14 protein-coding genes are annotated in these 21,654 nt (G+C 72.6%); 11 read left to right on the top strand and 3 right to left on the bottom strand.

Annotation, left to right across the window (positions count from 1 at the left end; all coding sequences use genetic code 11):
* Positions 1–48: 48 nt before the first annotated feature.
* The 10 genes from ACIBA9_RS16100 (at position 49) to ACIBA9_RS16055 (ending at position 14,831) form a co-directional block, all read left to right on the top strand.
* Positions 49–1,512 (top strand): sodium:solute symporter, encoded by a 1,464-nt coding sequence (locus ACIBA9_RS16100; protein ID WP_399363377.1) that lies wholly within the window; start codon positions 49–51, stop codon positions 1,510–1,512.
* 56 nt (positions 1,513–1,568) lie between these two features.
* Positions 1,569–2,537, top strand: coding sequence for an agmatinase (speB, locus tag ACIBA9_RS16095; RefSeq protein WP_030170876.1), 969 nt, complete (start codon positions 1,569–1,571; stop codon positions 2,535–2,537).
* Between the two features lie 37 nt (positions 2,538–2,574).
* Positions 2,575–4,263: a thiamine pyrophosphate-binding protein gene (locus ACIBA9_RS16090; protein ID WP_399363374.1), complete on the top strand. Its 1,689-nt coding sequence runs from the start codon at positions 2,575–2,577 to the stop codon at positions 4,261–4,263.
* A gap of 99 nt (positions 4,264–4,362) precedes the next feature.
* Positions 4,363–5,706: a VanZ family protein gene (locus ACIBA9_RS16085; RefSeq protein ID WP_399363373.1), complete on the top strand. Its 1,344-nt coding sequence runs from the start codon at positions 4,363–4,365 to the stop codon at positions 5,704–5,706.
* Between the two features lie 154 nt (positions 5,707–5,860).
* The gene (locus tag ACIBA9_RS16080) at positions 5,861–6,784 is read left to right on the top strand and encodes a serine hydrolase (RefSeq protein ID WP_399363371.1); all 924 of its coding nucleotides are present in this window, start codon (positions 5,861–5,863) and stop codon (positions 6,782–6,784) included.
* Positions 6,785–6,962: 178 nt separating this feature from the next.
* Positions 6,963–7,886 (top strand): serine hydrolase, encoded by a 924-nt coding sequence (locus ACIBA9_RS16075; RefSeq protein ID WP_399363369.1) that lies wholly within the window; start codon positions 6,963–6,965, stop codon positions 7,884–7,886.
* A gap of 53 nt (positions 7,887–7,939) precedes the next feature.
* Positions 7,940–8,983 carry an esterase-like activity of phytase family protein gene (locus tag ACIBA9_RS16070; protein ID WP_399363367.1) on the top strand — a complete coding sequence of 348 codons (1,044 nt, stop codon included), beginning with the start codon at positions 7,940–7,942 and terminating at the stop codon, positions 8,981–8,983.
* Positions 8,984–9,096: 113 nt separating this feature from the next.
* Positions 9,097–12,825 carry an ABC transporter ATP-binding protein gene (locus ACIBA9_RS16065; protein WP_399363365.1) on the top strand — a complete coding sequence of 1,243 codons (3,729 nt, stop codon included), beginning with the start codon at positions 9,097–9,099 and terminating at the stop codon, positions 12,823–12,825.
* Positions 12,826–12,914: 89 nt separating this feature from the next.
* A complete protein-coding gene (locus tag ACIBA9_RS16060) occupies positions 12,915–13,307 on the top strand; it encodes a hypothetical protein (protein ID WP_399363363.1) in 393 nt (130 codons plus the stop codon).
* A gap of 99 nt (positions 13,308–13,406) precedes the next feature.
* Positions 13,407–14,831, top strand: coding sequence for a S28 family serine protease (locus ACIBA9_RS16055; RefSeq protein ID WP_399363361.1), 1,425 nt, complete (start codon positions 13,407–13,409; stop codon positions 14,829–14,831).
* A gap of 63 nt (positions 14,832–14,894) precedes the next feature.
* Here the strand turns inward: ACIBA9_RS16055 and ACIBA9_RS16050 are convergent, their stop codons facing one another.
* Together ACIBA9_RS16050 and ACIBA9_RS16045 are read right to left on the bottom strand one after the other, a co-directional pair.
* The gene (locus ACIBA9_RS16050) at positions 14,895–16,742 is read right to left on the bottom strand and encodes a glycoside hydrolase family 3 protein (protein WP_399363359.1); all 1,848 of its coding nucleotides are present in this window, start codon (positions 16,740–16,742) and stop codon (positions 14,895–14,897) included.
* Between the two features lie 843 nt (positions 16,743–17,585).
* Positions 17,586–18,386 (bottom strand): sugar phosphate isomerase/epimerase family protein, encoded by an 801-nt coding sequence (locus ACIBA9_RS16045; RefSeq protein WP_399363619.1) that lies wholly within the window; start codon positions 18,384–18,386, stop codon positions 17,586–17,588.
* Positions 18,387–18,846: 460 nt separating this feature from the next.
* Here ACIBA9_RS16045 and ACIBA9_RS16040 point away from each other — a divergent pair, with 460 nt between their 5' ends.
* Positions 18,847–20,274 (top strand): alkaline phosphatase family protein, encoded by a 1,428-nt coding sequence (locus ACIBA9_RS16040; protein ID WP_399363357.1) that lies wholly within the window; start codon positions 18,847–18,849, stop codon positions 20,272–20,274.
* 220 nt (positions 20,275–20,494) lie between these two features.
* Here the strand turns inward: ACIBA9_RS16040 and ACIBA9_RS16035 are convergent, their stop codons facing one another.
* The gene (locus ACIBA9_RS16035) at positions 20,495–21,541 is read right to left on the bottom strand and encodes a LacI family DNA-binding transcriptional regulator (protein ID WP_399363355.1); all 1,047 of its coding nucleotides are present in this window, start codon (positions 21,539–21,541) and stop codon (positions 20,495–20,497) included.
* Positions 21,542–21,654: the final 113 nt, after the last annotated feature.

Here is a 21,654-nt window from a genome sequence, read left to right as displayed (position 1 = left end):
CACGTCTACGCACGACACGCCACCTGAGTGAGCGAAGGAGGGCCGCCCATGGCCGTCGACTACACAGTGATCGTCGTCTATCTCGTCGGCATGCTGGCCATGGGCTGGTGGGGGATGCGGCGCGCCAGGTCCAAGAGCGAGTTCCTGGTCGCCGGCCGCCGCCTCGGCCCCGCCATGTACTCCGGCACCATGGCGGCGATCGTCCTCGGCGGCGCCTCCACCATCGGCGGCGTGGGCCTCGGCTACCAGTACGGCCTCTCCGGCGCCTGGATGGTGTTCACCATCGGCCTCGGACTGCTGGCCCTCTCGGTCTTCTTCTCCGCCCGCATCGCCCGGCTGAAGGTCTACACCGTCTCCGAGATGCTCGACCTGCGTTACGGCGGCCGGGCCGGCGTGATCTCGGGCGTGGTCATGTGGGCGTACACCCTCATGCTCGCGGTGACGTCGACCATCGCCTACGCCACGATCTTCGACGTCCTCTTCGACGTGAACCGCACGGTCGCGATCATCCTCGGCGGCGCGATCGTCGTCGCCTACTCCGCCCTCGGCGGCATGTGGTCGATCACGCTGACGGACATGGTCCAGTTCGTGGTGAAGACCATCGGCGTGCTCCTGCTCCTGCTGCCCATCGCGGTCGTCAAGACCGGCGGTTTCTCCGAGATGAAGGCCAAGCTGCCGACGTCGTACTTCGACCCGCTGGGCATCGGCGGGGAGACGATCTTCACCTATGTCCTGATCTACACGTTCGGCATGCTGATCGGCCAGGACATCTGGCAGCGGGTGTTCACCGCCCGCGGCGACCGGACCGCCAGGTGGGGCGGCACGGTCGCCGGAACCTACTGCCTGGTCTACGCCCTCGCCGGCGCGGTGATCGGTACGGCCGCCAAGGTGCTCTACCCCAAGCTGGGCAACCCCGACGACGCCTTCGCCACGATCGTCAAGGACGAACTGCCCGTCGGTGTGCGCGGACTGGTGCTGGCCGCCGCCCTGGCCGCCGTGATGTCCACCTCCTCCGGCGCCCTGATCGCCTGCGCCACGGTCGCCAACAACGACATCTGGTCCCGGCTGCGCGGTGCGGTCCGGCGCGACGGCGGCGAGCAGCACGACGAGATCGCGGGCAACCGGGCGTTCATCCTGGTCATGGGCGTGGCGGTGATCGGCACCGCGATCGCGCTCAACAACGTGGTCGAGGCGCTGACCCTGGCCTACGACCTCCTCGTCGGCGGCCTGCTCGTGCCCATCCTCGGCGGCCTGCTCTGGAAGCGCGGCACCGCGCAGGGCGCCCTCGCCTCCGTGGTCGTCGGCGGCCTCGCCGTGATCGGCCTCATGGCCGGCTACGGCATCCTCGCCAACGAGCCCGTCTACTACGGCCTGCTGGCCTCCCTCGTGGCCTATGTCGCCGTCTCCCTGGCGACGAGGCCCACCGACGAGTCCGTCCTCGCCGCCTGGCGCGAGCGCCTCGCCGGACGGTCCCCCGAACTCGCGTCCGAACCGGTCCCGGCTCCCCAGTAGAGTCATAGGGAAAGCAGTACATGCGCGACGAAGCGCAGGAAAGAAGGCATTTCATCATGAGCAGCAACGAGACGCCCCGCGGCCCCGTCGACTCCTCCCGCGTCCCGCGCTACGCCGGTCCGGCGACCTTCGCCCGGCTGCCCCGCCTGGACGAGGTCGGTACCGCCGACGTCGCCGTCGTCGGCGTGCCGTTCGACTCCGGCGTCTCGTACCGGCCGGGCGCCCGCTTCGGCGGCAACGCCATCCGCGAGGCGTCCCGGCTGCTGCGCCCCTACAACCCCGCGCAGGACGCCTCCCCCTTCGCCCTCGCCCAGGTCGCGGACGGTGGCGACATCGCCGTGAACCCGTTCAACATCAACGAGGCCGTGGACACCATCGAGGCGGCGGCGGACGACCTGCTCGGCACCGGCGCCCGTCTGATGACCCTGGGCGGCGACCACACCATCGCCCTGCCGCTGCTGCGCTCGGTCGCGAAGAAGCACGGCCCGGTGGCCCTGCTTCACTTCGACGCCCACCTGGACACCTGGGACACCTACTTCGGCGCCGAGTACACCCACGGCACCCCGTTCCGCCGCGCGGTGGAGGAGGGCATCCTCGACACCTCCGCCCTCTCGCACGTCGGCACCCGTGGCCCGCTGTACGGCAAGCAGGACCTCACGGACGACGAGAAGATGGGCTTCGGCATCGTCACCTCCGCGGACGTCTACCGCCGCGGTGCCGACGAGGTCGCCGACCAGCTGCGCCAGCGCATCGGTGACCGCCCGCTGTACATCTCCATCGACATCGACTGCCTGGACCCGGCCCACGCCCCCGGCACCGGCACCCCGGAGGCCGGCGGCATGACCTCCCGCGAGCTGCTGGAGATCCTGCGCGGCCTGGCCTCCTGCAACCTGGTCTCGGCGGACGTCGTCGAGGTCGCTCCGGCGTACGACCACGCGGAGATCACCTCGGTCGCGGCCTCGCACACGGCCTACGAACTGACCACCATCATGAGCCGCCAGATCGCCGCCGCCCGCAACGCCTGACGCTCCTTACCTGACGCTCCTTAGGGGACCGAGAGCAGTGACTCACGACCACGACCTGGTACTCCGCCCGACCGCCGCGCAGACGGAGGCGGCGCTGAACCCGCCGCCCGGCCGCATCGGCGGAGACCTGGTCGTGGAGACCCTGGCCGGGCTGGGGGCGACGACCGTCTTCGGTCTGCCCGGCCAGCACGCCCTCGGCATGTTCGACGCCCTGCGCCGCTCCTCGCTGCGCTACATCGGTCTGCGGGTGGAGAACAACGCGGGCTTCGCGGCGGACGCCTACGGCCGGGTCACCGGTGAGGCGGCCCCGCTGCTGCTGTCGACCGGTCCGGGCGCCCTGACCTCGCTCGCCGCCCTCCAGGAGGCGGCGGCCGCCTCGGCACCCGTGCTGGCGATCAGCAGTCAGGTCCCGGTCGCCGGTCTCGGCGGCGGCCGTCACGGCTACCTCCACGAACTGCCCGACCAGGCGGCCTCGTTCCGGGGCGTGGTGAAGTCGGTCCACACCGTGCGCACCCCGTCCCAGATCCCCTCCGCCCTCGCCGAGGCGTGGCGGTCGGCGCTGACCGCCCCGCACGGCCCGGTGTGGGTCGAGATTCCGCAGGACGTCCTCCTGGCCGAGACGGCGCTGCCGGTGGTGACGGCGATGGACGCGACGCCGGAGGATCTGGTGCCGCGCCCCGAACTGACGGCCGTCGCGGCCGAGTTGCTGTCGAACGCCGTCCGGCCGGCGATCATCGCGGGCGGCGGGGTCGTGCGCGCGGACGCCTCGGGCAAGCTGCGGCAGCTGGCCGAGAAGCTCGACGCCCCCGTGGTCACGACCTTCGGCGGCAAGGGCGCCTTCCCCTGGGAGCACCCTCTCTCGCTCCAGTCCTGGCTGGAGGACCGGCACACCACGGACTTCCTGGAGGACGCGGATGTGCTGCTGGTGGTCGGCTCCGGCCTCGGCGAACTCTCCTCCAACTACCACACGTTCAAGCCGCGCGGCCGGGTCGTCCAGATCGAGGCGGACCTCGGCAAGCTGGAGTCCAACCACCCCGCCCTCGGTATCCACGCCGACGCCCGGCTCGCCCTCCAGGCGCTGCTGGAGACGGTGCGGGAGCGGACGGACGCATCGGCGCGGGACCGGGTACGCGACCTCCTCGCCAAGGTCGCCGACCGCATCTCCGCCCAGGAACTCACCCTGGAACAGGACGTACTGGCCGCCGTCCGGCGCGCCCTGCCCGCCGGCTCCTCGTCGTTCTGGGACATGACGATCCTGGCGTACTGGGCCTGGTCGGCGTTCGACCCCCGGGGCGCGAACACCATGCACTCGGCCCAGGGCGCCGGCGGCCTCGGCTACGGCTTCCCGGCGGCGCTGGGCGCGGCGGCGGCGGACCCGACCCGCCCGGTGCTGGCGGTATCGGGCGACGGCGGCGCCCTCTACTCCATCGCCGAACTGGCCACGGCCCGCCAGTACGACCTCCCGGTCACCTGGCTCATCGTCGACGACGGCGGCTACGGCATCCTGCGCGAGTACATGACGGACGCCTTCGGCCGGCCCACGGCCACGGAACTGACCCGCCCGGACTACGCGGCCCTGGCGGAGTCCTTCGGCGTCCCCGCCACCCACACCACCCCGGAAACCCTGGAACAGGACCTGACCAAGTCCCTTACGACCCCGGGCCCCTCCGTGGTCGTCCTCCCGGCCGTCCTGCGGATGTTCGCCCCCACGCATCAGGGCGGCTGACGCGCCTGGAACGGCCCCGGCCGTCGTGCCGTCTTCTGTAGTGATCATGATCGTGGGGCCCTGACCAGGCCGTGCGGGTCGTCACTTGGGGGACTGGACGTGTTCGGGGCTGTTTTCGCGGGCGATCGGTGGTTTCTGGGCGGGCTCGGCGCCATCGCGCTCGTGGCCGGTGGGGCGGCCTGGTGGCTCGCGCGCCGGCGTGGGGCCGCGGGGGCCTTCTGGTGGCTGCCGCTCGTCTTCTGCCTCGTCGGCGTGCTCGGGGTCACCCTCGCCCTGCGGGCCGACGGGGACGGGCAGGGCGCGTGTGTGATCGACCACCAGGTCACCGAGCCGCTGTACACCACGCAGGGGCGGTGGAACCTGGCGATGTTCGTGCCGCTCGGACTGTTCGGCGTGCTCGCCCTGCGCCGGCCCCTGCCCGTGCTCGCCGGGGTGTCGGCGCTGCCCTGCGTCATCGAACTCGTCCAGGCGCTGACGCCGTTCACGAGCGGGATCTGCGACAGCGCCGACGTGGAGATGAACGCGGCCGGCGGTGTCCTGGGCATGGCCGCGGCACTGGTCCTGCTGCGCGGCCGCGTCGCCTGGTGGGCCTGGGGCCGCTGGACCCTCGTCGTGACCGGGGTGCTCGCCCTCGTCGGTGCCGGCGTCGTGCGGACCGCGGTCACCTTCGACCACGTGGACGGCTCCGGCGTCCGGGATGCCCGCAGCGACGAGCGCGAGGTCGCGGAAAGCGTCGTACGGCAGGCCTTCGGCGACCGGTACGAGGTCGGGGAGGTACGGATCAGGCCGGGCCTCGACGGCTACAACGGCTGGATGGACGTGCAGTTCGCCGGGGGGTTCCCGGCCGAGCTGATGTGGCCCGGCGGACGCCGGCTCATCGTCGACTTCGGCGCCACCACGGCGAGAGGCTTCACCGTCCCCGGCGCCGTCCCGCCGCACGGCGCCGGGGACGCGTACCGCGTCGCCCGCTCCTACATGCGCGCCCACTACCCCTGGGCGGAGTCGGCCTCCTGGCACACCACCCGCCCGGCGCCCGACGACGGGAGCGAGGCAGGAAAGGGATGGACCGTCTCCTGGCGGTTCGAGGAGCACGGGGTGGCCATGCCCCGCCGCCTGGACGTGCGGGTCGACCGGACAGGGCACGTGCAGGGACTGACGGTGGACTTCGGGCCCAGACACCTGGACCTTCCGTCCGGGCTGATGACCGCGCGTCAGGCCGAGCAGGTCGTCCAAAAGACCAGGCGGGAGGGCGACGACAGCGGGAGGCCGCGGATCCACGCACGCGAGCTGACGACGGAGCAGACCTGGGGCAACCGGGGACCCTGGCGCGCGGTGTGGTTGGTCGAGGTCGGCGACCCGACGTGCGAGCCGGGCAAGGACGGGCAGGTGTGCGATCCGGAGGTCGTGCACGTGGACGCCGCAGCCCGCCGCGTCGTCGACTGACACCGCGCACCCCGAAGCACGCGACCGAACTCCCGCCCCGCGAACACCTGTACAACTATCGACCGCCCTGACGAGTCACATCCAGGGAGCGCGCTCGTGCGCTCGACGGCGTTCACGGGGGACGCCTGTACGACGCTCATAGGGGGAACCTCTGATGACTCACCGGATATCCGGGCGCGCCGGCCTGCTCGCGGCCGGACTCTCCGCCGCGCTGCTCGTGCCGGCCGTCACCGCCGCCACCCCGGCCGCCGCCGCCCCGCCCGCCGTGAGCTGCACGTCCGGCAAGGCGGGACTCGCCGCCAAGCTGACCAAGGACATCACGGCCGCCCTGAACAACCGCAAGGGCACCGTCGCCGTCGGCCTGTACGACCGCTCCACCGACACCACCTGCACCCTGCGGGCCACCGCCGCCTACGACTCGGCCAGCACCGTCAAGGTCACCGTCCTCGCCACCCTGCTGTGGGACGCGAAGAAGCACAACCGGTACCTGACCGGTACCGAGACCAGGCTCGCCACGGCCATGATCACCAAGTCGGACAACGACGCCACCAGCACGCTGTGGAAGCAGCTCGGCCCGACGAAGATCAAGGGCTTCCTGGCCGCCGCCAAGATGACCGCGACCAAGCCGGGTTCGGGCCGCTACTGGGGCCTGACCCAGGAGAACGTCACCGACGAGCAGAAGCTGCTCAAGCTCGTCACCGCCAAGAACGGCGTGCTCAGCGACAACTCCCGTGCCTACATCCTGAAGTTGATGGGCCAGGTCATCTCCTCGCAGCGCTGGGGCACCCCCGCCGGAGCGCCCTCCTCCGTCGCCGTGCACGTCAAGAACGGCTGGCTGGAGCGTGCCACGCACGGCTGGCGCGTGCACAGCCTGGGCACCTTCAACGGCGCCGGGCACGACTACATGATCAGTGTGCTGACGCAGGACAACAGCACGATGGGCTACGGCGTCACCACCATCCAGAACGTCTCCAAGGCCATCCACAAGGACCTGGTGGCGGTGAAGGCCGGTGTCGCGCGCTACACGCCGACCAGCCGGCCGAGCGAGGCGTTCGTGGCCGTCCCGCCCCAGGGCTGATCCCGTCCCGGCCGGCCGGGACGGCGAGCGCACACGCCTCTTGGGCCACCCCGGTGTCTTCGCGAACTCCCGTGCTGCGAACATGCGTACACGCTTCAGGGAAGCCCGCAGGACCGCCCGGACGACCGCCGGGCGGTCCACCGGGCGTTCCGTCAGACGCCCAAGGGGGAAGCTCCACATGACCCATCGCATATCCGGCCGCACCGGCGCGCTCGCCGCCACCCTCGGTGCCGCGCTGCTCGTGCCGGCCGTCACCGCCGCCACCCCGGCCGCCGCCGCCCCGCCCGCCGTCACCTGCGCGTCCGCCAAGGCCGGCCTCGCCGACCAGCTGAAGAAGGACATCACCGCGGCGCTCGCGAACCGTACGGGCACCGTCGCCATCGGGCTGTACGACCGCTCCACCGGCACCACCTGCACGCTGAACGCCACCACCGCGTTCGACTCGGCCAGCACCGTCAAGCTCACCGTCCTCGCCACCCTGCTGTGGGACGCGAAGAAGGCCAACCGGTACCTCACGGACACCGAGACCGACCTCGCCACGGCCATGATCACCCAGTCGGACAACGACGCCACCAGCACGCTGTGGAAGCAGCTCGGGGTGGCGAAGATCCAGGGGTTCCTGACCGCCGCCGGGATGACGAAGACCGTCCCGGGCGCGGACGGTTACTGGGGCCTGACCCAGGAGAACGTGACCGACGAGCAGAAGCTGCTCAAGCTCGTCACCGCGAAGAACAGCGTGCTCAGCGACAACTCCCGTGCCTACATCCTGAAGTTGATGGGTCAGGTCGTCTCCGACCAGCGCTGGGGCACCCCCGCCGGCGCGCCGTCCACGGTCGCCGTGCACGTGAAGAACGGCTGGCTGGAGCGTGCCACGCACGGCTGGCGCGTGCACAGCCTGGGCACCTTCAACGGCGCCGGGCACGACTACATGATGACCGTGCTGACGCAGGACGACAGCACCATGGACTACGGCGTCACCACCATCCAGAACGTCTCCAAGGCCATCCACAAGGACCTGGTCCCGGCGGCCGCCGGAACCCGGCGCTACACCCCGACGAGCAGGCCCGCCGAGGCGTTCGTCGCGGTGCCCTCGCGGGGCTGAGGCTTCACGAGGCGGTCTCCCGAACGCCACCGGCAGGTTCTACGGTGGCGGCCATGCGCCTGAGATCCGTACTCGCCACCCTCACCGCCGGCCTGGCGGCGGCCACGTGTCTGGCCGCCGCCGGGCCCGCCGGAGCCCGTGCCGCCGACGCCGCCCCGGCGAGCGGCCACGCCTGTTCGCCGGCCGTCGCCCTCGACCGCTTCTCCGACGCGCTCGACAAGACGACGTACGACGGCACCTTCGTCGGCAACCTCTCGGCCCTCGCCGTGGACCGGGACGGTTCGCTCGCGGCCCTCGGGGACCGCTCGTCCCTGTTCCGCCTGGACGGCCGCACCCTCCGGCCGACGGGAGTGCTCGCCCTCGCCGACGAGAAGGGCGCCCCGCTCGACAGCGAGGCCCTGGTCGTCGACCGCGACGGCACCCGCCTCGTCACCTCCGAGACCGAGCCCTCCGTACGCCGCTACTCGCGGGCCGGCAGGATCCTCGACCGGCTCCCGGTGCCGTCCTCCCTCCAGGTCGCCCCGGCCGGCCGGGCCACCTCCAACCTGACCTTCGAGGGCCTGACCCTGCTGCCCGGCGGCCGTACCCTCCTCGCGTCGATGGAGGCCCCGCTCTCCGGTGACGCGGCGGACATCGACCGGTTCCAGACCTGGACCCGCACCCGGGGCGGCCACTTCCGGCTCGCCGCGCAGTACGGCTACCGCGCCGACGCCCACCTCGGCGTCTCCGAGGTCCAGGCCACCCCCGACGGCCGCCTCCTCGTCCTGGAGCGCGGTTTCACCGCCGGAGTCGGCAACACCGTCCGCCTCTACCTGGCCGACCCGCGCCGCGCGACGGACACCCGCGATGTCGAGAACCTCACCGGCGGACCCGGGGTCCGTCTCGTCGGCAAGACCCTGCTGGCCGACCTCGCCGCCTGTCCGTCGCTCGGTGCCACCGCCAGGCAGCCCCAGCCGAACCCCCTGCTGGACAACATCGAGGGCATGACCGTCACCGGCCGTGACCGCGCCGGGCGTCTGAAGGTGCTGCTGGTGAGCGACGACAACCAGAACGCCGCACAGACGACCCGGTTCTACTACCTGCGGGTGCGCGTCTGATCCCGGCAGCCGTCCGGCCCCGCCCCGGCACGGGTTTTGTTACGGAGGGATGAAATCCGCATCCCCCGGCGTTGGTGCCTTGCGGTAGACCAGGACGAACGGGAGGCACCCGCGTGGGACCGCAACGGGGATGGGCACGACGGCTGGCGGGCTACGCCTGGCGGTATCCGAAGGACGTCGTACTGGCCCTCGGCTCCTCCCTCGCCGGGATGGCCGTGCTCGCGGTCGTCCCGCTGGTCACCAAGGTGATCATCGACGACGTGATCGGCGACCACAGCCGCGCCATGGCGCCCTGGGCCGGCGCCCTGCTCGGCGCGGCCGTCCTGGTCTACGCGTTCACCTTCGTGCGCCGCTACTACGGCGGCCGGCTCGCCCTCGACGTCCAGCACGACCTGCGGACCGAGATGTACGACACGATCACCCGGCTCGACGGCCGCCGCCAGGACGAGCTGTCCACCGGGCAGGTCGTCGGCCGGGCAACCAGCGACCTCCAGCTGATCCAGGGTCTGCTCTTCATGCTCCCGATGACCATCGGGAACGTCCTGCTCTTCCTGATGTCCCTGGTGATCATGGCGTGGCTGTCGCTGCCGCTCACCCTGATCGCCCTGGCCGTCGCCCCCGCGCTGGCCTGGATCGCCCGGCGCAGCCGGTCCAGGCTGCACCCCGCCACCTGGTACGCCCAGGCCCAGGCGGCCGCCGTCGCGGGCGTGGTCGACGGGGCGGTCAGCGGCGTCCGCGTGGTCAAGGGCTTCGGGCAGGAGGAGCAGGAGACCGGCAAGCTGCGCGAGGTCGGCCGCCGGCTCTTCGCCGGGCGGCTGCGCACCATCCGCCTGAACAGCAGGTACACCCCCGCCCTCCAGGCCGTGCCCGCGCTCGGCCAGGTCGCCATGCTCGCCCTCGGCGGCTGGCTCGCCGTGCGGGGGCACATCACCCTCGGCACCTTCGTCGCCTTCTCCACCTACCTGGCCCAGCTCGTCGGCCCCGTCCGCATGCTGGCGGTGGTCCTCACCGTCGGTCAGCAGGCGCGGGCGGGCACCGAGCGCGTGCTGGAGCTGATCGACACCGAGCCGACGCTGACGGACGGCACCAAGGAACTGCCCGCCGACGCGCCCGCGACCGTCGAGTTCGACGACGTGTCCTTCGCCTACGACGGCGGCCCCCGGGTCCTTCAGGGGCTCAGCCTGGAGATCCGCTCCGGCGAGACCCTCGCGGTCGTCGGCTCCTCCGGCTCCGGCAAGTCCACCCTCTCCCTCCTCCTGCCGCGCTTCTACGACGTCACCCACGGCGCCGTCCTGGTCGGCGGCCACGATGTGCGCGAGCTGACCCAGGACTCGCTGCGGGCCGCGATCGGGCTGGTCCCGGAGGACTCGTTCCTCTTCTCCGACACGGTCCGCGCCAACATCGCCTACGGGCGCCCGGACGCCGGCCAGGACGAGATCGAGGCCGCCGCCCGCGCAGCCCAGGCGGACCGTTTCATCGCCGAGCTGCCCGAGGGCTACGACACCCTGGTCGGCGAGCACGGCCTGACCCTCTCCGGGGGGCAGCGCCAGCGCGTCGCGCTCGCCCGCGCCCTGCTCACCGACCCGCGCCTGCTGATCCTCGACGACGCCACCTCGGCCGTCGACGCCCGCGTCGAGCACGAGATACACGAGGCGCTGGCCCGGGTGATGCGGGGCCGCACGACCCTGCTCATCGCCCACCGTCGCTCCACGCTGAACCTCGCCGACCGCATCGCCGTCCTGGACGACGGCCGGCTCGCCGACCTCGGCACCCACGACGAACTCCAGGAGCGCTCGGCCCTCTACCGCCGGCTGCTGACCGACCCGGACGAACTGGGCGGTGTCTCCCCGGGCCACGACCGGCCGGCCGCCCCGCGCGAGGACACCTCCGTCCGCGAGGAGCTGGACGCCGAGTACGACGCCGAGCGCGGTGTCACCCCCCGGCTGTGGACCGGCGACCGCACGCCCCGCGACCAGGCGCTCGGCGGCACCCCGGCCTCCCCGGCACTGCTCGCCCAGGTCGAGGCGCTGCCCCCGGCCACCGACACCCCGGACGTCGACGAGGGCCGGGCGGTCCTGCCGGAGGACTCCTACGGGCTGCGCCGTCTGCTGCGGGGCTTCGGCGCGCCCCTGCTCGTCAGTCTGCTGCTGGTCGCCGTGGACGCGGGCTCCGGCCTGCTGCTGCCGGTGCTGATCCGGCACGGCATCGACCAGGGCGTGACCCGGGCGGCCCTCGGCGCGGTGTGGGCGGCCGCCCTGCTGGGTCTGCTCACCGTGGTCGTCCAGTGGGCCGCGCAGACCGGCGAGACCCGGATGACCGGCCGCACCGGCGAACGCGTCCTGTACACCCTGCGGCTGAAGATCTTCGCCCAGCTCCAGCGGCTCGGCCTCGACTACTACGAGCGCGAGCTGACCGGCCGGATCATGACCCGGATGACCACGGACATCGACGCCCTGTCGACGTTCCTGCAGACCGGTCTGGTCACCGCGTTCGTCTCCGTCGTCACCTTCTTCGGCATCATGGTCGCCCTGCTGGTGCTCGACGTGGGGCTCGCCCTCGTCGTCTTCGCCACCCTGCCCCCGCTGGTCGTCGCCACCTTCTTCTTCCGCCGGGCGAGCGTGAAGGCGTACGAACGCGCCCGTGAGCGCATATCGGTGGTGAACGCCGACCTCCAGGAGTCGGTGGCCGGCCTGCGGATCGTGCAGGCCTTCCGGCGGGAGCGGGACGGCGCGCGGCGGTTCACCGAGCGCAGCGACCACTACCGGAGCGCCCGCATACGCGGCCAGTGGCTGATATCGGTCTACTTCCCCTTCGTCCAGCTGCTGTCCTCGGTCGCCGCGGCCGCCGTGCTGATAGCGGGCGCGGGCCGGGTGGAGGCGGCCACCCTCACCACGGGCGCGCTGGTGGCGTACCTGCTCTACATCGACCTGTTCTTCGCGCCCGTCCAGCAGCTCTCCCAGGTCTTCGACGGCTACCAGCAGGCCACGGTGTCGCTGCGCCGGATCCAGGAGCTGCTGCGCGAGCCGACGTCCACGAAGACCGCCGACGCCCCCCTCGACGTGCTGTCCCTGCGCGGTGACATCGCCTTCGAGGACGTGCACTTCGCCTACGGGGCGACCGACGGGGCCGAGGCGGCGCTCACGGGCATCGACCTGACGATCCCGGCCGGGCAGACGGTGGCGTTCGTCGGCGAGACCGGCGCCGGGAAGTCGACGCTGGTGAAGCTGGTGGCCCGGTTCTACGATCCCACCGGCGGCCGGGTCACCGTCGACGGCACGGACCTGCGCGCCCTGGACCTCACCTCCTACCGCCACCGGCTCGGGGTCGTCCCGCAGGAGGCGTACCTCTTCCCCGGCACCATCCGCGACGCCATCGCCTACGGCCGTCCCGACGCCACCGACGCCGAGGTGGAGGCGGCCGCCCGGACGGTCGGCGCGCACGAGATGATCGCCACGCTGCGGGGCGGCTATCTGCACGAGGTCGCCGAGCGCGGCCGCAACCTCTCGGCCGGGCAGCGCCAGCTGATCGCGCTCGCCCGCGCCGAACTCGTCGACCCCGACGTGCTGCTCCTCGACGAGGCCACGGCCGCCCTGGACCTGGCCACGGAGGCGCAGGTCAACCAGGCCACCGACCGTCTGGCGGGACGCCGTACGACCCTGGTGGTGGCCCACCGGCTGACCACCGCGGCCCGCGCCGACCGGGTGGTGGTGATGGACCACGGCCGGGTCGCGGAGGACGGCACGCACGCGGAGCTGCTCGCGCGCGGCGGCCGGTACGCCGAGCTGTGGCGGACCTTCGTGGGCCGGTCCGAGCCGGAGGAGCCGGTCGCCGCGTCCCGCTGACGGTCGTGCAACCATCCGACACAGCTCGTGCGTCCGTACATCAGTACGGTCATGGGGGGACGCGGGAGTACGGAACGGGGAGGACGAAAGTGGACAAGGGTGCGATACGCCGGCGGCTGGCGCTCGGCGCGGCCGTGCTGACCGCGTCCGGGGTGCTCGCCCTCACGGCGACCGGTACCGCGCAGGCGGGCACGGCCAGTAGCTGCGCGGGGCACGAGGTGCGGGCCCTGGCCTCCCGCGCCGGTGTCACCTACGTCTACCGGCAGGGCGGCTACGTCTGCGCCCTCACCGTCGCCAGGCACCCCGGAACCGCCCAGACGATGGCCGTCAGCGTGCAGGCGCGGGGCAACCGTCCGGTCGTCGACGCGGGCCGCTTCACGCGGCACGCGGGCCCGGTGACCGTGCACGCCGGCCACCGCTGCGTATGGGTCAAGGGCACGGTGGGCCGGTATTCGGTCAGTTCCGGCTGGATCCTGTGCTGAACACCCATCGGGCCCCGGGGGCCGCCCGATCCCCTCTGGTGTGACGGCAGTTGCTGGGATAGCTTCCGGCGCACATCTGTCTCACAGGGGAGAGTGCGCATGCGCAAGGTGCTCAGATGGCTGCTGGCGCTCACGGTGTGCATAGGCACGTTGAGCACGGCGGGCGCGGCCACCGCCGCACAGTCCGAGCCCACCGACATCAAGGACCGGCTGCTGTCGATACCGGGCATGAGCCTGGTCCAGGAGAAGCCGTACCCCGGCTACCGCTACTTCGTCCTGGACTACACACAGCCGATCGACCACCGTCACCCGCGCCGCGGCACCTTCCAGCAGCGCATCACGGTGCTGCACAAGGACACCAGCCGCCCGACGGTCTTCTACACCAGCGGCTACAACGTCTCCACCACCCCGTCCCGCAGCGAGCCCACCCGGATCGCGGACGCCAACCAGGTCTCCCTCGAGTACCGCTTCTTCACCCCGTCCCGGCCCGCCCCCGCCGACTGGTCGAAACTCGACATCTGGCAGGCGGCCAGTGACCAGCACCGCGTCTACCGGGCGCTGAAGTCGGTCTACTCCGCCAACTGGCTGGCCACCGGCGGCTCCAAGGGCGGCATGACGGCCACCTACTACGAGCGCTTCTACCCGCGCGACATGGACGGCGTCGTCGCCTACGTCGCCCCGAACGACGTGGTGAACGACGAGGACTCGGCCTACGACCGCTTCTTCGCCCACGTCGGCACCAAGGAATGCCGGGACCGGCTGAACGCCGTGCAGCGCGAGGCGCTGGTGCGCCGCCAGCCGTTGGAGGAGAAGTACGCCCGGTACGCCGCCGAGAAGGGATACACCTTCACCACCATCGGCGGCCTGGACCGGGCCTACGAGGCGGTCGTGCTCGACTACGTGTGGGGCTTCTGGCAGTACAGCCTGCTGGCGGACTGCGCCACCGTCCCGGCGAAGGCGGCCACCGCGAGCGACGACGAGATCTGGAACTCCGTCGACACCATCTCGGGATTCTCGGCCTACACCGACCAGGGCCTGGAGCAGTACACGCCGTACTACTACCAGGCCGGCACCCAGCTGGGCGCGCCCACCATCCACTTCCCGGCCATCGAGGGGAAGTTGATCCGCTACGGTTACCAGCCGCCGCGCAACTTCGTGCCCCGCTCGATTCCGATGCGCTTCCACCCGCGGGCGATGCGGGACGTGGACACCTGGGTCCGGCACCACGCCACGCACATGCTCTTCGTCTACGGCCAGAACGACCCGTGGGGCTCGGAGCGCTTCCGGCTCGGCGCGGGCGCCCGTGACTCCTACGTGTTCACCGCGCCCGGCCTGAACCACGGCGCGAACGTGGCGGCCCTGGTCCCCGGCCAGAAGGACCTCGCCACCGCCCGCATCCTGAAGTGGGCGGGCGTCGCCTCGCAGGCGGTCCAGGCGAACCCGGCGGCGGCGAGACCGCTGGCCCGCTACGACGCCAGGCTCGACGACCGGGACACGGAGCGCGAGCCGGCACCGCGTCCGTGAACCACGCCGGCGGCCACGACGGCCGGCCCCGCACCGGGCCACCGCCGTCGTGGCCGACCGGTGTCACGCCCCGGACACGATGTGCGACTCGTACGACAGCCCGTGCCCGACCGGGTACAGCACCCGCTCCGGATCGTCCGCGCGCTGCACCGGCACCGGCAGCCTCCCGCGCGGCGACACCCTGCCGGCGATCACCCGGGCGGCGGCCCGCAGTTCCACATCCGTCCAGCAGTAGGCCGCCAGGCAGGCCTTGACCGTAGGGAGCTGGGCGATGTCGTAGGGGTTGCGGACGGCCACCGCCACCACCGGCCTGCCCGTGGCGAGCAGCCGCTCCACGAGCGTGCGCTGTGCGCTGCCCGCCGTCACGTTGTACGTGGCCACCACCACCGCGTCGGCGTCCCCCGCGGCGGTGACCGCCCGGGTGATGGCCGCCTCCGAGGGCGAGGTGCCGGTGGGCAGGGCCGTGGCGGTGAAGCCCAGTTCGGTCAGGGCGGCGGCCAGCACGCCGGTGGGCGGGCCGGTGGTGCCGGTCGGGGAGGCGGGGTCGGCGCCGACGACCAGGATCCGGCGTTCGGCGCGGCGGCCGAGGGGGAGCAGATCGTCCTCGTTGACCAGCAGGGTCGTGGTGCGCTCGGCCATCTTGTCGGCGGCGGCCCGGTGGGCCCGGGTGCCCACCACGCGCTCCACCCGGGCCGGTTCGGCGTAGGCGTGCCCGAAGAGACCGAGCCGGGCCTTGAGGCGCAGAATCCGCAGGATCGATTCGTCCAGGCGGCTCTCGGTCAGCTCACCCTCCTGGACGGCCGTCAGGACCGCGTGCCAGGCCACGTCCACGGACGGTGGGTTGAGCAGCTGGTCGACGCCGGCCTTCAGCGCCAGTACCGGCACCCGGTCGTCGCCGTACTTCGAGCGGACGCCCTGCATGCCGAGCGAGTCGGTGATCACCACCCCGTCGTAGCCGAGTTCCTCGCGCAGGATGCCGGTGAGGATGGGCCGGGACAGGGTGGCCGGGTCGCCGGAGTCGTCCAGGGCCGGGAACTGGATGTGCGCGGTCATGATCGAGTCGATGCCCGCGCGGATCGCGGCCCGGAAGGGCACCGCGTCCAGCTTCTCCCACAGCTCCCGGCTGTGTGTGATGACCGGGAAGCCGTAGTGGCTGTCGACCGCGGTGTCCCCGTGGCCCGGGAAGTGCTTGGCGGTCGCCGCGACCCGGGACGCCTGATACCCCTTCACCTCGGCGGCGACCAGGTCGGCCACCGCGTCGGGGTCGGCGCCGAACGAGCGTACTCCGATGACCGGGTTGGCCGGGTTGACGTTCACGTCGGCGTCGGGGGAGTAGTCCTGGTTGATGCCCATCGCGCGCAGCTCGGCGCCGGAGATCCGGCCCAGCTCACGGGCGTCGGAGCGGGAGCCGCCCGCGCCGATCGCCATGGCGCCGGGAAAGAGGGTCGCGGGCGCGCCGACCCGGCAGACGGCCCCGTGCTCCTGGTCGGTGGCGACGAGCACCGGCAGTCCGCGCGGACGGCCGAGCGAGGCGCGCTGGATGCCGTTGGAGAGGTCCGCGATCTGCTGCGGGTCGCGGGTGTTGTGCGCCCAGGTGAAGTAGATGATCCCGCCGACGTGGTACTTCTCGATCAGCTCGGCGGCCGTGCGTACGCCGATCTCCGAGAGGTTGGCGTCGACGTCGGCCTGGTCGGGGGCGGTGGCGGAGTGGCCGTAGACCCGCATCACGAAGAGCTGGCCGACCTTTTCCTCCAGCGTCATCCGGGAGATCAGGGCACGCAGGCGGCGGTCGTCGGGGGTGGCGGCGCGGGCGGTCGTCGATACGGTCAGCGCGGCGGTGAGACCCGCGGTCGCCGCGAGGACGGTACGTCTGGACGGTCGGGCGGTGCTTCCCGTGCTGGTGTCGTGCACATGCGCTCCTTCCAGAGGAGAACCGCTGAAGGAAACTTCCGAGGAGTCACCAATATCCGGGAAGTTTCTTTCCGTCAAGACAACGCACAGTACCCGCGCGAGCCCCGGCCACCGCCCCCCGCAGCGGAGGCGCGCCGAGCCGTGCCACGACACCGACGCGCTCGCGCGGGGTGGGCGGGGGCCGCGGGGCACCTTCGCTTGGCGGCCCCCGTCCGTGGTCCGGGGGGCCGTGCGGCGGCTTGCCGGTGCGGGGCGCTCGGGCGCTGTGGGTGGCCCACTGCGGCCTCTGGGTGACGGGGCGTTGGGTCGGCGACCTGCGGCCCTCGCCCGCCGGCCAGCCGACCCCTACGGCGTCCAGGGGCCGCCCTGACACGGCGCCTCCCCGCGCCCCGGCCCCGGCCTGCACCCCCAGGGACCAGGGGCGCAGGCCGTCGCGTCCGGCGCTCGCGCGGCGTGGGCGGGGGCCGCGGGCCTTTGGCTGGCGGGGCACCTTCGCCTGGCGGCCCCCGTCCGTGGTCCGGGGGGCCGTGCGGCGGCTTGCCGGTGCGGGGCGCTCGGGCGCTGTGGGCGGCCCACTGCGGTCTCCGGGTGACGGGGCGTTGGGCCGGCGACCTGCGGCCCTCGCCCGCCGGACAGCCGACCCCTAAGGCGTCCAGGGGCCGCCCTGAAACGGCGCCTCCCCGCGCCCCGGCCCCGCGCCCCGGCGGCACACCCCCGCGTCCCGGCCCCGGCCTGCACCCCCGCGGACCAGGGGGTGCAGGCCGTCGCGTCCGGCGCTCGCGCGGGGTGGGCGGGGGCCGCGCGGCCCTGGTGGACGGGGGGGCGTGCTCGTGTGGCGGGCGGTCAGGCGGCTTCGCCGAGGAGGCGGGTGAGGTGGGCGCGGCCTTGCGGCAGCAGGGCGGGGAGCGGGGCCGCGGCCTCGTACCGCCGCTTCTCGTACTCCCAGCACAGCCAGCCGTCCCAGCCGTTCCGGGAGAGGACGTCCACGCACTCGGTGAGCGGCAGTACGCCCGCGCCGAGCGGCAGCGGTGTGGTGTCCTCGGCCGAGGCCACGTCCTTGACCTGGACGTATCCCAGGTGCGGGGCGAGGGCGGCATAGCTGTCCGAGGGCTGCTCGCCGCCCAGCCAGGTGTGCATCACGTCCCACAGCGCGCCCACCTGACGATGGCCGACGGGACCGAGGATCCGGATCGCGTCGGCGCCGGTGCGGTGCGAGTCGTGGGTCTCCAGCAGCACGCGGACACCGAGCGCGGCGGCGTCCTCGGCGGCGGTCCCGAGCCGCCGGGCGGCATCGGCCTCTGCCTCCTCGCGGGGCCGGCCGGGATCGGCGCCGGGGAACACCCGGACGAAGGGCGCGCCCAGGTCGTGGGCCAGCCGGAGCAGCCCGCGGATCTCCTCCAGCACGGGCCCGTCGTCCCCGGCGGCGGCCACGCGCGTGTACCCCGCCACGCCCAGCACCTCCACCCCGGCGCCCCGGAAAAGGCCCGCGATCCCGGCCCGCTCGGCCGGGGAGAGACCGGTGTGCACCGGTTCCTCGGGATGGGCGCGCAGTTCGACACCGTGATAGCCGTTCGCGGTCGCGAGCGCGAGGACCTCCGGGACGGGGAGGCCAGGGACACCGAGAGTGGAGAACGCGAGCTTCATGGGCACCGAACGTACCCCCAGGTCGCCGGGTCCATGCACTTCCCGCCGCCAGTCCTGGCCGATCGGATCCCTTTCGAAGGAGCGATGCGGCCGCTCGGCGACGAGGGTGCAGCCCTGTCGCCGGTGGATCCGGCGGGCGCCGCCGAGCACGTCGTCGGTCCAGGGCACCGGCTCGCGACAGCCGGTCACGCGCGCGAAGTCGACGACCACCCGCACGAGCCGGTCCCCGACGCCGTGCCCGCGCGAGCGTACGCCCGAGCCCGACTCCCGTGCAGACATCGTGGTGCCGGTGAAAGCCAGGCGACATGTCGGCGACATTCGGCCGGTAAATGTCATGACTTCGCCAAGTTCAGGCCGCACGTTGTCCGCAAGTTCATCGCGTGCCACTGCCGCCCATCGCCCCACGGAGCGGAAAGTGGCTCGCGGTCCAGTCCCCGCGATCGCTCAAGAAGGAGCGTTCATGGCCGAGTTGACTCGACGTAGGCTCCTGGGTTCCGCCGCCGGCGCACTGGGCGGCGCGGCGGCTCTCTCCCTCCTCCCGCCGAGTGTCCAGAAGGCGGTCGCCGCGGAACCGCCCCGGCACAGCTCGCTACGCGACATCGAGCACGTCGTCATGCTGATGCAGGAGAACCGGTCCTTCGACCACTACTTCGGCACGCTCTCCGGGGTGCGCGGCTTCGCCGACCGGCGCGCGCTGCGGCTCGACAACGGACGCAGCGTCTTCTTCCAGCCGGACGCCCCGAACCCCAAGGGCTACCTGCTGCCCTTCCACCTCGACACGCACACCTCCAGCGCCCAGGCCATCCCGTCCACGAGTCACGCCTGGTCGGTGCAGCACGAGGCCTGGAACGGCGGCAAGATGGACCGGTGGCTGCCGGCCCACCGCAAGGCGGACGGTGTCAACGGCCCCTACGTCATGGGCTACTACACGCGCGAGGACATCCCGTTCCAGTTCGCGCTCGCCGAGACCTTCACCGTCTGCGACAACTACTTCTGCTCGGTCTTCGGTCCCACCTGGCCCAACCGGCTGATGTGGATGACCGGCTCGATCGACCCCGGTGGCACACAGGGCGGCCCTGTCATCAGCAACAGGGCGCCGACGCCGTACCGCTGGACGACCTACGCCGAGCGGTTGCAGGAGGCCGGGGTCAGCTGGAAGGTCTACCAGCAGGACGACGACTACGGCTGCAACATGCTGGAGCAGTTCGCCACCTTCAGGAACGCCCAGCCCGGCTCCGACCTCTACGAACGCGGCGTACGCCCACAGCCCGAGGGGACCTTCGAGGACGACGCCCGGGGCGACCGCCTCCCCGCGGTGAGCTGGATCATGCCGACCAGCTTCCAGTCGGAGCACCCGGACTATCTGCCCGCCGCCGGGGCGGACTTCGTGGCGTCGAAGATCGAGGCGATCGCGTCCAACCCGAAGGTGTGGCGCAAGACGGCCTTCATCCTCAACTACGACGAGAATGACGGCCTGTTCGATCATGTGCCCCCGCCGACGCCGCCCGCCGGTACCGAGGGCGAGTTCATCGGCGGCCTGCCGATAGGCGGCGGCTTCCGGGTGCCCGCGATCATCATCTCGCCCTGGACCGTGGGCGGTTGGGTTGCCACGGAGGCCTTCGACCACACCTCGGCCCTGCGGTTCCTGGAACGCTTCACGGGAGTCGAGGAGCCGAACGTCACCGACTGGCGCCGCTCCACCTTCGGTGACCTCACCAGCGCCTTCCGCTTCTCGCACGGCCGCTCGCACGCGCCGTGGCTGCCCGACGACACGGCGGAGCAGCTGGAGAGGGCGAAGGAAGAGGTGGCCACGCTGCCGAAGCCGACGCTACCGGGCGCCGACCAGTGCTTCCCGCACCAGGAGCGCGGCCACAGACCCCATCTGTAGACCACCGACGCCCCACCCTCGGCGTCCGAGTCGAACACCCCGGCCGGGGCCTGCCGACCCACTTCGCCTCCTCATCCGCCCACCGCCCCGACGAGCGTCCTCGCCCGAGTCCCGGCCGGGCGGCCGACCCGGCCGACCCCGGATCCGCCCGCCCCGGTCCTGGGGCGGGTCCGCGCATGTCCGGGTGGGCGGTCCGTCTCGGCGTCCGTCCGGCGCTATCTCAGCGTCGGGGCGCTCCCGTGGAGCCCCGGACCATCAGCTCGCCGCGCACCGAGGTGATCCCGCCGGGTGGCGGCTCCTCGCGGCCCATCGCGATGCGGCCGGCCCGTGCGCCCGCCTCCGCCAGGGGCAGGCGCACCGTCGTCAGCGCGGGCACGGTGTCGATGCTGAACGGCAGGTCGTCGAAGCCGGCCACCGAGACGTCCTCGGGGATGCGCAGCCCGGACTCGCGCAGGGCGGCGCAGGCGCCGAGGGCGACGGAGTCGTTCGACGCCACGATCGCCGTCAACGAGTCGTCGCGGCGCAGCAGTTCAAGGGTGGCCTCGTAACCGGACCGGCGCTCGTAGGGGCCGTACACCGTCCAGCGCGGATCCTCCTCGACGCCCGCGGCGGCCAGCGCGGCCCGATGGCCCTCCAGACGGTGCCGCGTCGTCGTACGCTCCTCGGGACCCGCGATGTAGCCGAGGCGCCGATGGCCAAGGCCGAGGAGATGCTCCGTCAACGCCCGCGCGCCGCCCCGGTTGTCGAAGGTCAGCGCCACGGCCGGGGCCTCCGCCACCGGCGGGCGCCCGCACAGCACCACCCGCGTCCCGGCCTCCGTCAGCTTGCGCAGCTTCACCGCGACCGCCGCCGCGTGCGGCGCGCACTCCACGGCCCCGCCGGTCATCACCACGGCCGCCGCCCGCTGACGCTGGAGCAGGGTCAGATAGGTCAGCTCGCGCTCGGGCGACCCGCCGGTGTTGCAGACGACCGCCAGGCGCTCCCCGCCCGCACGCCCGCCCGGCCCGCCTATCTCGGCCTGGATGGCGCTCGCCATGATCCCGAAGAACGGGTCGGCGATGTCGTTGACGAGGATGCCGACCAGGTCGGAGGTGGCGGCGGCGAGGGCGCTGGCGGGACCGTTGAGGACGTAGTCGAGCTCGTCCACCGCCCGCAGCACCCGTTCGCGGGTGGACGCGGCCACCGGATAGTTGCCGTTCAGCACGCGCGACACCGTCGCGGGGGAGACCTGGGCGCGGGCCGCCACGTCCGCCAGGGTCACCGTCATGTCGTCGTCCTCCGGTCGTGCAAGGGGTGGTACGCCCTCCTAGACAGCCATGCCCCGGTCCTGGTTCCGAGGGGCCGTCGAGCAGACCCTAAGCGCACCGGAGCCGCCCGTTC

Origin of the sequence: Streptomyces sp. NPDC051452 (assembly GCF_044454765.1) — a bacterium.
GTDB lineage: Bacteria > Actinomycetota > Actinomycetes > Streptomycetales > Streptomycetaceae > Streptomyces.
This window is presented reverse-complemented; position numbering and strand designations above follow the sequence as displayed.